This is a genomic window from Pantoea sp. LMR881 (assembly GCF_027157825.1).
In the GTDB taxonomy this organism is placed as follows: domain Bacteria; phylum Pseudomonadota; class Gammaproteobacteria; order Enterobacterales; family Enterobacteriaceae; genus Pantoea; species Pantoea haifensis.
Window position 1 is genome coordinate 3049478 of sequence record NZ_JAPVOK010000002.1, and the last position, 13798, is coordinate 3063275.

Here is a 13798-nt window from a genome sequence, read left to right on the forward strand (position 1 = left end):
TCAGAAACACCATGCGAAAAAGTAGTGCGAGGCATTTTCCAGAGTGCAGCTAACATGATTGGCTGGACAGAGAATGTCGGGCATGCTGCCGCCATGAAAACGCACCCTACCTCTGGTTATACCTTGCCAGAACTGCTGTTCGTGATGGTCATTGTCGGCATCCTCTGTGCTGGAACGTTGCAGGGTTGGCAACGCTGGCAGCAGCGTCAGCAATTGCATGACACTGCACAGCAGCTTCAAAGCTTTTTGTTGCGCTTACGGGCGCAGGCGAACCGGCAAAATCAGGATCGGGCGCTGTGGGCGCGCGTCCGTCAGCCCTGGTGCATCGGAAGCGGTATTCAGCCCGATCGGGATTGCGGTTTGGGTCAACAGCTGCAATTTGTTGCGCCTCATGAGAGCGTCAGGCTATTCGGTTTGCGTGGCGAGCCAGGCTTTTATGGTCGTCGTAATGTCGCGAAAGCGGGCAGCATTGAGCTGGGTAACGAAGCGGGACGGCTCAGCATCATTATCTCCGCCCGTGCACGTATTCGCATATGCCAGCCAGAAAAAGAGGGATGCAGATGAAAGCGGCGGGATTCAGCCTGCTGGAAATGTTAATCGCGATGGTCATTAGTGCCGTCATGATGATCAGTGCCGGGCGGTTTCTCCCGCTGCTGTTAAGTGAAAATCTTAAGCTGCACCAACAGGTACAGCTTCGACAAGAGTTATTGCAGATCATGTTGACGCTGGAAAAAGCAGTGCGCCGCGCAGGTTACTGCAACGGCACATGTGGTAGCGAAAGCCTCAGGCTTTCTGAAAATTGTCTGCTGGTACGTTGGGATGAAAACAGCAATGGAAAGTGGGAAGCGGTCACGCATAGCGAAAGTGATTACTACGGCTACCGCCTGCGTCAAAATCAGCTGGAAATGCAGCGCGGCGTAGAGGCTTGTGACGGCAAGGGCTGGGAACGGCTCTCCGACCCTGCGTTCCTTAAAATAGCGGCGTTCAATGTCGTGAGGGAAGGGGCGCTGATTAAATTACTGATACAAGGACAAGCCGGTCCCTGGCTTGAAACTCTGGAAAGCTGGGTTGAGGGCGAAAACCTGTGAAGGAACGTGGCAATAGTGCATTAGGTATGGTGCTGATGATATTGCTGATGGGAAGTCTCACACTGCATGCCAGTCGAAAGATGTTAAGCCAGGGAATGTTGCTGGTCGCTGATGAGCAGCACTTTATTCAGCATTTCTGGCGTGCGCAGTCTGCGCTGCAATGGGGCATGACACTACACTGGCCTGGAGCCGAGCGCCCCTTTTGTCAGCAGGATAGCCATGCAGGCTGGCGCAGTTGTTTACAACGAGGTGAAGATGGACAACTTCTGCTTAAAGGTGAGGCCAGCGGTAGCGAGATGGCGGTGTGGCATTGGGTATCAGCACAGGGCCAACGTATTAAAGCGTTACCGCACGGCTGGATTGATTACTGCCCACTGGCGAAACCAGAACAGTGTTTGTAATGTGCGCGGGTTTAGCCTGCCAGAAGCGTTGTTCGCCATGCTGTTAATGGCATTAAGCAGCAGCGCCCTGATGCAGTATCATCGCATGCTCACTCACGGCTTTAACCAGCAGTGGCAACAGCGCGAAGCCTGGCGAATGGCGGAGCAGCGTTTAATCGGGCACGACGTTGCAGGCTGGCAAAGCGGATTACAGCGACGCACCGGTCCCGGCAACTGTACGTTAGAAAGTGCCGAGGTTGTAGGGCCATATCAACGTACCGCTACCTTATCGCGATTACGCTGTTAACGTGATCAAAACAGGCGAATTGTCCCTTTTTATGGGCTTCATTAGCGATACGCGGTAAAGTTACCGGGCCAGAATTGTTCAGCTTCAGCAGCAGTCACGACCGCAGTGCTGTTTCGTTTCATCACAGGAGTTTTCATGTTTCACGTTTATCACTCGAATCAGCTTGATGTGCTTAAGATTTTGGCAGCTGCGGTGATAAAACATGACCCTCTTGAGGATCCGTTTGCGTCAGAAATGATACTGGTACAAAGCCCAGGCATGGCGCAATGGTTGCAAATGGAACTGGCAAACACCTTCGGCATTGCCGCCAATATTGAGTTTCCGCTACCTGCCAGCTTTATCTGGGAAATGTTCGTACTGGTGCTGCCAGATATTCCGGTTGAAAGCGCATTCAGTAAAGCCAGTATGAGCTGGAAACTGATGCGTCGTTTGCCAATACTGCTGGAGCATGACGAATTTATCTCTCTTCGCCACTATCTCAGCGATGATGCCGACAAGCGTAAGCTGTTCCAGTTAAGTTCACGTATTGCCGATCTGTTTGATCAATATCTTGTCTATCGCGCCGACTGGTTGAATAAATGGGAGCGGGGCGAAAGTGTTGATGGACTGGGCGAAGCGCATCAGTGGCAAGCCGCATTATGGCGTGACCTGGTCGATTACACTGAAGCCCTTGGTCAGCCAAAATGGCACCGTGCTAACCTTTATGCTCGTTTTATTCAGACGCTGGATAATGCGCAAACTCCCCAGCAAACTTGCCGAAGCGCGTGTTTATTTGCGGCATTGCTGCCTTGCCGCCCGTTTATTTGCAGGCGCTTCAGGCGCTGAGCCAGCATATTGATATTCACCTGCTATTCACTAATCCTTGCCGCGATTACTGGGGCGACATTCAGGATTATGCGTTTCTGGCTAAATTGCAAAGCCGTCAGCGTCGTCGTCATGATGCCGACGAGGCGCGAGGATTATTCCGTGACAGCGCGCAGGCGCCAGCCCTGTTTAATGAATCGGGCGAGCAGCAGCTCACTAATCCTCTGCTGGCTTCCTGGGGCAAGCTGGGGCGTGATAACCTTTTCCTGCTCAGCCAGATGGAATCCAACGACGACATTGATGCGTTCGTTGAGGTTGACGATGACAATCTTCTGCACTGCATGCAGCAGGATCTTCTTAATCTGCAAGACAAAGCAATCATTGGACTCAGTGCCGAAGAGTTGGCTTATAGCGGCAACAAGCGTTGTCTCGATCCGCAAGATCACTCCATATCAATTCAGGTTTGCCATAGCGCACAGCGTGAAGTCGAAGTGCTGCAAGATCACCTCCTGGCGCTAATGGAGGCGGACCCTGAGCTTAAACCGCGCGATATCATTGTCATGGTGGCGGATATCGACAGCTATGCACCGTTTATTCAGGCGGTGTTTGCCAATGCGCCAACGGAACGTTATTTACCGTTCGCGATTTCTGACCGCCGCGCCAGTCAGGCACATCCGGCCATTGTTGCTTTTCTTCATTTGCTGGCGCTGCCAGACAGCCGCTTTGTCTCTGAAGACGTGCTGGCACTACTGGACGTTCCGGCGCTGGCAAATCACTTTTCAATTGATGAAAGTGGCTTGCGCTTACTGCGCCGTTGGGTGAGTGAATCGGGTGTACGCTGGGGACTGGACGATGCCAGCGTCGAAGCGTTGTCGCTGCCGATTACCGGTCAGCATACCTGGCGTTTTGGTCTGCAGCGCATGCTGCTGGGTTACGCCATGGAAAGCCACAACGGTGACTGGGAAGGAATTTTGCCCTATGACGAATCCAGTGGGCTGGTAGGCGAGCTGGCGGGACATCTGGCTGAACTGTTGGCAAGACTGAATCACTGGCGCGAAATACTGGCGCAGCCGCGCGTGCTTGAGGCGTGGTTACCGCTGTGCCGGGAATTAATTAACGCCTTTTTCAGTGCTGATGCAGAAGCAGAAGCGGCGCTACTGTTAGTGGAAGAGCAGTGGAAGGAACTCATTGAATATGGCATGGATGCGCGCTTCGATGAGGCGATCCCGGTTACGCTGCTGCGGGACGATTTACGTGGTCGCCTTGATCAACAGCGTATCAGCCAACGCTTCCTGGCCGGGCCGGTTAATTTCTGTACTCTGATGCCGATGCGCTCTATTCCATTCAAGATTGTCTGTTTGTTAGGCATGAATGATGGCGTTTACCCACGAACGTTAGCGCCGCTGGGGTTCGACCTGATGCAGCAGCAGTCACGCAAAGGCGATCGTAGCCGCCGCGATGACGATCGTTATCTGTTTCTGGAGGCGTTAATTTCTGCGCAACAGCAGCTCTACGTCAGTTATATTGGTCGCGCGATTCAGGATAATACGGAACGCTATCCCTCCGTGCTGGTCACAGAACTGCTGGAATATATCGGTCAAAGTTTTTATCTCGCAGGAGATGAAGAGTGCGAGCTGGATGAGAGCGCCGAACATGTTCGCGCCCACCTTGAACATCTGCACAGCCGTATGCCTTTTGCGGCAGAAAACTTCCAGCCAGATTCACGCTACCACAGCTTCGCGCGCGAATGGTTGCCAGCCGCCCTGGGGGCTGGTCAGCCACAGCCCGATTTTGTTCAGCCGTTAGCGGTGCCGGTTTTTGAAACCCTGACACTGGAGCAATTTTTACGCTTCTGGCGTCATCCGGTGCGGGCCTGGTTCCACCAGCGATTAGGCGTGAATTTTTGGCTGGAGGAGAGCGAACTGCCCGATACGGAGCCGTTCGCGCTCGACAGCCTGGAACGCTATCAAATCAATGCGGAGCTGTTGAACGCGCTGGTTGAGGGAGAAGATACTCAGCGACTTTATGCACATCATCGCGCCGCAGGGAATCTGCCTTACGGTGCGTTTGGTGAACTGTTCTGGCAGGCGCAGCGTGAAGAGATGCAGGAAGTCGCCGCAGAAGTGGTTTCGCAGCGTAGTGAGGGTGAAAGCTGGGAAATTAATCTGCAATCAGGTGAAGTGACATTAACCGGCTGGCTGGCACAGGTACAAAACGATGGCTTATTGCGTTGGCGTCCCGGTGTGCTCAATATGAGCGATGGCTTGTTGCTATGGCTGGAGCATTTAATCTATTGCGCCTCAGGCGGCACGGGCACCAGCCGAATGTATGGACGACAGCAAAGCTGCTGGCGTTTCCCCCGTAGCGTCCGACACCGCAGAAGCTGCGTTAGCGCAATATATCGACGGTTTTCGCCTTGGCATGAGCAAACCGTTGATGCTGCTTAATAAAAGTGGCGGCGCCTGGCTGGAAGCGAGTTACGACAAAAAAAGCCAGCAATTACTTAGCGATGACAGCACTCAGCTTAAGGCGCGTAATCGTCTTTTGCAGGCCTGGACAGGAGGTTATCAGGTAGACGGAGAAGGCGGCGATCCCTATTTGCAACGCCTGTGCCGTGTCCTGGACGAGACACAGCTGCAGCAAATAACTGAGGCCGCAACACAATGGTATTTGCCAGTGTTGCAGGCGCATCAGGATGATGAATAGCAAGCCAAAAAGTGCGTGCGCTTAATGGCATACATCCTCTCTGATTCAAGTGGCAGGAAGATGGCAATCACTGGCCCGCAGGTAAACCTTGCGGGCGAGGCCCAGGAAGGGCGACGAAACAAGCCAACGTACCTGCGCTTGAACAGAGCAGATAAAACAAGAGTAGAGACAGTTTGCTGTACTTTCAGCTGTGCGTGGAAGTCACCGCAGCTTCTTGGGTAAAGTGAGGAGTTTACATGCGTAACTACGCACGCTGGATAACGGCGCTTCTGTTTAATTTTGTGGCTTTGCATGCCCTGGCCCAGACAGAATCGGGCTGGCAGCCCATCAATGACATCATTCGTAAAAGTGAACACGATCCACGACACTATCAGGCTATTACTCTCGATAACGAGATGACTGTTTTGCTGGTTTCAGATGCTGCTGCGCCTAAATCACTGGCAGCATTAACGCTACCGATTGGATCACTGGATGATCCTGATCAGCAGCCTGGCCTGGCTCACTATCTTGAACATATGGTGTTAATGGGTTCAAAACGTTATCCGCAGCCGGATAACCTTGCAGAATTCCTTAAGAAACATGGCGGTAGCCACAATGCCAGCACCGCATCATACCGGACGGCGTTTTACCTCGAAGTCGAAAACGACGCTCTGGAACCGGCAGTTGACCGACTGGCCGATGCCGTCGCTGAACCGTTACTTGACGCCGATAACGCCGATCGTGAACGTCATGCTGTGAATGCTGAACTGACCATGGCACGGTCGCGTGATGGATTGCGTATGGCGCAGGTTGGGGCGGAAACGCTGAATCCCGCGCATCCGGCGTCACGCTTTTCAGGCGGTAATCTCGAGACACTGAAAGACAAGCCGGACAGCAAACTGCACCAGGCGCTGACAAATTTCTATCAAACTCACTACTCTGCCAACCTGATGAAAGCGGTTATCTACAGCAACAAACCGCTGGCAGAAATGGCGGCTATTGCAGCAAAAACATTTGGTCGGGTGAAAAATCATGACGCCAGCGTGCCGGCCATTAATGCGCCAGTGGTTACAGATGCACAGCAGGGAATCATCATCCATTACGTGCCAGCGCAGCCACGCAAGCAGTTAAAAATTGAGTTCCGTATTCCAAATAACAGCGATCGCTTCCGCAGTAAAACCGATACGCTGGTCAGCTATTTACTGAGCAACCGCAGCAAAAATACCCTGAATGACTGGTTACAAAAGCAGGGGCTGGCTGATGGCGTTAACGCGGGCGCAGATCCCATGACCGATCGCAACAGCGGGGTATTTGCCATTACCGCGTCGCTGACGGATAAAGGTCTGGCACAGCGTGATGAAGTGGTTGCAGCTATTTTCAGCTACATCGCCATGCTACGTGAGAAGGGTATCGATAAACGCTACTTTGATGAGGTATCACATGTACTGGCACTGGATTTTCGCTACCCCTCTATCACCCGTGACATGGATTACATTGAGTGGCTGGCAGACACCATGCTACGAGTGCCCGTAGAGCATACGCTGGATGCACCTTACCTGGCTGACGATTACGATGCCGCCGCGATCAACGCTCGCCTTGAAGAAATGACACCACAGAAAGCGCGTATTTGGTACATCAGCCCGCAGGAGCCGCATAATAAGCTCGCCTATTTTGTGAATGCGCCTTACCAGGTTGAGCATATTAGTGCGCAGACATTTGCTGACTGGCAACAACGAGCCGGTAATATTCAGCTTTCAATGCCCGTTCTTAATCCCTACATTCCGGATGAATTTACCCTCATTCCCTCTGATGGAAAAACATACAGTCATCCGGTTAAGCTGGAAAATGATTACGGTATGCGGATTTACTGGATGCCGAGCCAGTTTTACGCCAGCGAACCGAAAGCCACTATCATGCTGGCGCTGCGCAACAGGCAGGCCATTAGCAATGCACAACAGCAGGTGCTGTTTGGGCTGAATGACTATCTTTCCAGCCTGGCGCTGGATGAGCTGAACTCACAGGCTTCCGTCGGCGGCATCAGTTTTTCCATTGGCGAAAATGATGGGCTGGTGTTCAGCGCCAGCGGCTTTACTCAGCGATTACCCAACTTGCTGAAAAAGCTGGTTGAGGGTTATGCCAGCTTCCAGCCATCAGCGCAGCAGCTTGAACAGGCGAAATCCTGGTATCTGGAAAAACTGGAGGCTGCCGAAAAAGGCAAAGCTTTTGAACAGGCGATTCAGCCGATGCAAATGTTGTCGCAGTTGCCTTATACCCAGCGTGAAACGCGCCGTAAACTGGTCAAAGGCATCACGCTAAAAGAGGTTGTGGCTTACCGCGATAACCTCGTCCGTAGCGCCACGCCAGAAATGATGGTGGTGGGTAACATGCGCAGTGAAAGTGTGACGCAGCTGGGCCGCGATCTTAAACAGCAGTTGCAAAGTGATGGCACGCAGTACTGGCACAGCAAATATGTGGCCTTTGATAAGCCGTTAAAAGCGAACATGGAGCAGAAAGGCAGCAGCACCGACTCCGCGCTAGCGGCGCTCTATATCCCGCTCGGTTATAGCGAATATCAAAGCATGGCCAACAGTACAATGCTGAGCCAGATTATTCAGCCCTGGTTCTATAACCAACTGCGCACTGAAGAACAACTCGGATATGCGGTGTTTTCTTTCCAGATGCCGGTGGGACGCCAGTGGGGAATTGGTTTTCTGCTGCAAAGCAACAGCAAGCAACCCGCCTACCTGTTGCAGCGTTATCAGGCATTTTATCCGCAGGCAGAGAAACGCTTACGAGACATGAGCCAAAGCGATTTTACGCAGTATCAGCAGGCGATGCTCAATGAGTTAAAGCAGCGTCCCCAAACGCTTAATGAAGAAGCCAGTCGCTACAGCCGTGATTTTGATCGTCAAAACTACGCTTTCGATACACGTCAAAAAGTCATTGAGCAAATCCAGCAGTTAACGGCCTCCGGCCTGGCTGACTTTTTCCATCAGGCGGTGATGCAAAAAGAGGGGATGGCAATGACATCGCAGATTGCAGGCAATGGTGTCGGTAAAATAGAATTCGCGCAGCTTCCCGGCTGGAAAACCTGGAATGAAGTCGCGAAATTGCAGCAGTCGCTGCCCGTTAAAAGTGAGACCCAATGACGCAGTTACGCCCCGAATCGTTGAATCCTTTGACGCTGCCGCTACGTGGTGAGCGGTTGATTGAAGCATCAGCGGGGACTGGCAAAACCTTTACTATCGGCTTGCTCTATTTACGCTTGCTGTTAGGGCTCGGCGGTGAGCATGCTTACCGCCGGGCGCTGTCGGTAGAAGAAATTTTAGTGGTGACCTTTACCGAGGCCGCCACTGCCGAGTTGCGTGGCCGTATTCGCGACAATATTCATCAACTGCGCCTGGCCTGTATTCGCGGTAAAAGCAGCAATCCTGTGCTGCAAACATTACTGGCGCAGATCCCCGATCTGACACAGGCTGCTTCCCAACTACTGGCGGCTGAGCGCCAAATGGATGAAGCGGCCATCTTTACTATCCACGGCTTCTGCCAGCGCATGCTTAATCTGAATGCTTTCGAATCGGGAATGCTGTTTGAGCAGGAGTTAATTGAAGATGAGCAGGCGCTACTGAAACAGTCCATTGCTGATTTCTGGCGTCGTCACTGTTACCCCTTAACGTTGGATGTCGCTCGCGTTATTGCAGCAGAGTGGAGCGGCCCGGATAATTTACTGGTTACGCTGCGCCCCTGGCTACAGGGTGAATCGCCCACACTGAAACGTCCTCCTGCGGATGATGAAACCCTGGCGTCCCGCCACGCGACCAATATGGCGCGTATTGCTGAAATTAAGCAGCAATGGCTGGCTGTTAGTCGTGAAGTTGAGGGCATTATCAGCCAGTCAGGCGTCGATAAACGCAGCTATAGCAGTAAAAACCTGCCGAACTGGGTCAGTAAAGTAACGCAATGGGCCAGCAGTGAAACGCTTGATTATCAGGCGCCAAAAGAGCTGGAACGTTTTGGGCAACGCATACTGGATGAGAAAACAAAAAAGGTGAAGCGCCACGCCACCCTTTGTTTGAAGCCGTGGATGCGTTTCTTGCCGAACCGCTCTCACTGCGGGATGTGATCATTTCCCGGGCATTGATTGAAGTGCGGGATGCCGTACAGCGTGAAAAACGCCTGCGTGCGCTGTTAGGCTTTGACGATCTGCTGAGCAAGCTGGACGAAGCCTTGCAGCAACCTGGTGGTGCCTTGCTGGCTGAAACCATTCGCGCGCGCTTCCCGGTGGCCTTGATTGATGAGTTCCAGGATACCGATCCGCAGCAATACCGCATCTTCCGTGAGCTCTATGTTCAGCAGCCAGAGCAGGCATTACTGCTGATTGGCGATCCTAAGCAAGCGATTTACGCCTTCCGTGGTGCGGATATCTTTACCTATCTACGGGCACGCAATGAAGTCAGTGCTCACTATACGCTGGATACTAACTGGCGCTCTTCTCCTGAGATGGTCGAAAGCGTTAACCGGCTGTTTTTACAAATGGAGTCGCCGTTTCTGTTTTCTGCGATCCCTTTTTATCGGTTCATCCCGCGCCGCCTAATCAGGCACTGAAGTTGGTCTTTCACGATCGGCCTCAGCCTGCATTGCGTTTCTGGTTGCAGCCAGGCGATGGTGTTGGCGTAAGCGATTATCAGCAATTTATGGCACAACAGTGCGCAGCGGATATTAGTCGCTGGTTAGTGGCGGGACAGCAGGGGCGTGCGCAACTTGGTAAAGGCGATGCGCTGCGTAACGTGCAGGCTTCAGATATCACGGTATTGGTGCGCAGTCGTAACGAAGCAAATTTAATGCGAGATGCGCTTAATGCGCTGGCGATTCCGTCGGTATATCTCTCCAGCCGCGACAGCGTTTACACCACGCCTGAAGCGCGTGAACTGCTGTGGCTGTTGCGGGCGATACAGGCACCTGAGCAAGAGCGTTTGCTGCGCAGCGCGCTGGCAACATCCATCTTTGCGATTGATGCCGCCACTCTGGATGCACTCGGTCAGAACGAACGTGAATGGGATGCTCTGGTGGAACAGTTTGCCGTCTGGCAACAGCTCTGGCATCAGCGAGGCGTCTTACCCATGCTGCGTGATGTGATGATTAAGCGTCAACTGGCTGAAAATATGCTGGCTTCAGATAATGGTGAGCGAAGACTTACTGACCTGATGCATTTAGGTGAACTGCTACAGGAAGCCGCGATCCAACTGGATAGCCCACACGCGCTGGTGCGTTTCCTTGCACAGCAAATTGCACGGCCCAACAGCCAGGCCGCGAATCAACAGTTACGCCTGGAGAGCGATCGTCATCTGGTGCAGATTGTCACCATACATAAATCCAAAGGCTTACAATATCCGTTGGTCTGGCTGCCTTTTGCCGCTGGTTTCCGCGAAGCCGCCAGTGCGCTCTATCACGATCGTGATAGTTTCGCCGCCTTGCTGGATGTACAGGGCGATGAAGCGAGCATGGAACTGGCGGAAGAGGAGCGGCTGGCAGAGGATTTGCGTCTGCTTTACGTGGCGTTAACCCGTTCGGTTTATCACTGCAGTGTCGGCATCGCACCGTTAATCAAAGGGACACGAAAAAAGAAGGCGAAAGCGACCTGCATAAAAGCGCGCTGGGTTATTTGGTGCAGCGCGGTGCGCCAGCAGACGCAACACAGTTAAGCCAGCATTTGCAGGCGCTGGCAGGTGAAGGCATTGAAATTATCGCGGAGGCGTTATTGCCTGGCGAAACCTGGCGTGATGGGCTTGCCGACGACCTTGCGTTGAGCAGTCGTGACGTGACGCGCGGCCTGGCTGATACCTGGCGTGTCACCAGTTATTCAGGGTTGCAGCAGCACAGTCACTCTACGCTTCTCGACGCGATGCCCAGCTTTGATATTGATGCAGCAGGGGAAGAGGGCAGCGCCGAAGACGCTGCGTTAACACCACACCATTTTCCACGCGGTGCCGCACCCGGCACGTTTTTACACGGTTTATTTGAATCGATAGATTTTGCTGAATCGCCCGACGATATCTGGCTGGAAGATCAGTTACAACAAAACGGCTATGCGCTCAGCTGGTTGCCTGTGCTCAGGCAGTGGATTTCCCGCGTGCTGCAAACGCCGCTGAATGCGCAAGGGCTGACGCTGAGTGAAATAAAAATGAATGAACGGCTGATTGAGATGGAATTCTATCTTCCTGTCAGCAATCTGCTCACCGCCGCAAAACTGGACAATGTACTGCGCCGTCATGATGCCTTATCGCAACGTGCGCCTGCGCTCGATTTCCGTCAGGTGCAGGGGATGTTAAAAGGGTTTATCGATCTCGTTTTTCGCTGGCAGGGAAAATATTATCTGCTGGATTACAAATCTAACTGGCTGGGTGACAGCCATGCTGATTACACGCCGCAGGCAATGCAGCAGGCGATGATTGATCATCGCTACGATTTGCAGTATCAGCTCTATACGCTGGCGCTGCACCGCTATCTTCAGCATCGTCTGCGCGATTATGATTACCAGCGAGATTTTGGGGGCGTGTTCTATCTGTTCCTGCGTGGTATGGATGGCACTTCACCCCATAATGGTATTTTTGCAACCCGGCCCAGCGAAGCGTTTGTGAATGAAATAAATGCACTATTCGGCAACATTGAGGAGATGTGATGACCGAGATGATGTCACTTTTGATGCAGGCAGTAGAAAAACGTCTGTTACGGCCGCTGGATATTCAGTTTGCCCGGCTGCTGGCTGATGACGCACAGCCAGCTCTGCTACTGGCGGCAGCCTGTGTCAGCGCCGAAGCCGGAGAGGGTCACGTCTGCTTACCGCTGGAAAATCTGAGCGAGGCAGGGCTGTTTGCAGGTCGTCAGCCTGCGTTGGCTCAGGCGTTGTGGCAAGCGGCGGGGAAGCCTGTGAACTGGTCTGAACGCCTCGCTGGCTGGTCAGCAGTGAGTGACGGGAGCCGGGTGACACCGTTAGTTCTCAGTAATCAGCGACTCTACCTGCACCGTTTATGGCACAGCGAAGGGCAGATCGCGACATTCTTTTCTCTACAGGATAACAGTGCGGCGTTTGACACAGATGCGGCAAGTGAAGTCCTGAACACCCTGTTTGGCCATCAGCCTGATGACTGGCAGAAAATCGCTGCGGCGGTGGCGCTCACGCGGAAAACGGCCGTGATTTCTGGCGGGCCCGGAACCGGCAAGACCACAACGGTAGCAAAATTGCTGGCTGCTATGATTCGCCTCAACCAGAGGGCGCTGCGCATTCAGCTTGCTGCGCCAACCGGCAAAGCTGCCGCGCGTCTGACGGAATCGCTGGGTAAAGCACTGCAAGGGCTGGCAGTAAGCGATGAGGAGCGTACACGTTTTCCGGCAGAGGCCACCACGCTGCACCGCTTGTTAGGCGCACAGCCTGATACTCAGCGGCTTCGCTATCACGCCAGTAATCGTCTGCATTTAGACGTACTGGTAGTTGATGAAGCGTCGATGGTGGATTTGTCGATGATGGCGAAACTGATCGCCGCACTGCCAGCGCATGCGCGCGTTATCTTTCTTGGCGATCGCGATCAGCTCGCGTCAGTAGAGGCGGGGGCGGTGTTAGGTGATATTTGCCGCTGTAGCGAAACTGGTTACAGCCAGGCACGCGCTGAGCAACTGGCGTTACTGACAGGCTGCTCGCTGGAAGGACTGGAACATCATCAGGCACCTGCGGTGCGTGACAGCATCTGTCTGCTGCGTAAGAGTTATCGCTTTGATGCAAAATCGGGCATTGGCCAACTGGCGAGCGCAGTAAATCTGGGCGATACGCGTCAGGTCGAAAGCGTCTTCGCTGCGCCTTTCGAGGATATCCAGCACCAGTCGCTGAACAACGGCGAAGCCTATCAGCGCATGCTGGATGAAGTGGCGCAGGGTTATCAACCTTTTCTGCAGATGATTAAACAGCATGCTGCGCCAGCCGAGATTATCGCTGAGTTTGGCCGCTATCAGTTGCTGTGTGCCTTACGGGAGGGACCGTTCGGCGTGCAGGGGTTGAATCAGCGCGTGGAGCAACGACTGATGCAGCTACAGCGTATTCGCCGTCCCGCCATGGGCAGCCGCTGGTATGCGGGTCGGCCGGTGATGATCACCCGTAATGACAGCGCGCTTGGGCTGTTTAATGGTGACATTGGCATTACCCTGCGCGATCACGAAGGACAGCTTAAAGTCTTTTTTCCTTTACCGGATGGATCAATCAAAGCGGTTCAGCCGAGCCGTTTACCGTCGCATGAAACCGCCTGGGTAATGACGGTACATAAGTCACAAGGCTCAGAGTTTGACCACACGGCACTTGTAATGCCCGCACAGTTTTTACCGGTGCTGACCCGTGAGCTGGTTTATACCGCGATTACCCGCGCCCGCAAACAACTGACGCTTTACAGCGATCTCGGAATATTTCAGCGTGCGGTGCAGTTGCAAACCCAGCGGCGTAGCGGGCTGGTTGAGCGTCTGGCTCAGTTAAACTGACCAACAAAAAGGGC

At 53.4% G+C, this 13798-nt stretch carries 6 protein-coding genes and 2 pseudogenes; all 8 read left to right on the top strand.

Annotated features, from left to right (window positions below; genetic code table 11):
- Nucleotides 1–93: 93 nt before the first annotated feature.
- On the top strand, nt 94–564 hold the full coding sequence (locus O3W44_RS16195; RefSeq protein ID WP_269294461.1) for a prepilin-type N-terminal cleavage/methylation domain-containing protein: 471 nt from the start codon (nt 94–96) through the stop codon (nt 562–564).
- Nucleotides 561–1088: a prepilin peptidase-dependent protein gene (locus O3W44_RS16200; RefSeq protein WP_269294462.1), complete on the top strand. Its 528-nt coding sequence runs from the start codon at nt 561–563 to the stop codon at nt 1086–1088. The genes O3W44_RS16195 and O3W44_RS16200 overlap by 4 nt, the downstream gene beginning before the upstream one ends.
- Nucleotides 1085–1489 carry a DUF2509 family protein gene (locus O3W44_RS16205; RefSeq protein WP_269293856.1) on the top strand — a complete coding sequence of 135 codons (405 nt, stop codon included), beginning with the start codon at nt 1085–1087 and terminating at the stop codon, nt 1487–1489. Before O3W44_RS16200 ends, O3W44_RS16205 begins: the two co-directional genes overlap by 4 nt.
- Nucleotide 1490: 1 nt before the next feature.
- Nucleotides 1491–1775, top strand: coding sequence for a prepilin-type N-terminal cleavage/methylation domain-containing protein (locus tag O3W44_RS16210; protein WP_442954644.1), 285 nt, complete (start codon nt 1491–1493; stop codon nt 1773–1775).
- 135 nt (nt 1776–1910) lie between these two features.
- A pseudogene (gene recC, locus O3W44_RS16215) lies at nt 1911–5285 on the top strand (exodeoxyribonuclease V subunit gamma).
- 236 nt (nt 5286–5521) lie between these two features.
- A complete protein-coding gene (ptrA, locus tag O3W44_RS16220) occupies nt 5522–8413 on the top strand; it encodes a pitrilysin (protein ID WP_269293857.1) in 2892 nt (963 codons plus the stop codon).
- Nucleotides 8410–11943, top strand: a pseudogene (gene recB, locus O3W44_RS16225) (exodeoxyribonuclease V subunit beta). Before ptrA ends, recB begins: the two are co-directional and overlap by 4 nt.
- Nucleotides 11943–13784 (top strand): exodeoxyribonuclease V subunit alpha, encoded by a 1842-nt coding sequence (gene recD / locus O3W44_RS16230; RefSeq protein ID WP_269293858.1) that lies wholly within the window; start codon nt 11943–11945, stop codon nt 13782–13784. The pseudogene recB and the gene recD overlap by 1 nt, the downstream one beginning before the upstream one ends.
- Nucleotides 13785–13798: the final 14 nt, after the last annotated feature.

Coding starts and splice junctions, on each gene's coding strand:
- recD (WP_269293858.1), top strand. CDS start 11,943: ATGACCGAGATGATGTCACTTTTGATGCAGGCAGTAGAAAAACGTCTG.
- O3W44_RS16200 (WP_269294462.1), top strand. CDS start 561: ATGAAAGCGGCGGGATTCAGCCTGCTGGAAATGTTAATCGCGATGGTC.
- O3W44_RS16195 (WP_269294461.1), top strand. CDS start 94: ATGAAAACGCACCCTACCTCTGGTTATACCTTGCCAGAACTGCTGTTC.
- ptrA (WP_269293857.1), top strand. CDS start 5,522: ATGCGTAACTACGCACGCTGGATAACGGCGCTTCTGTTTAATTTTGTG.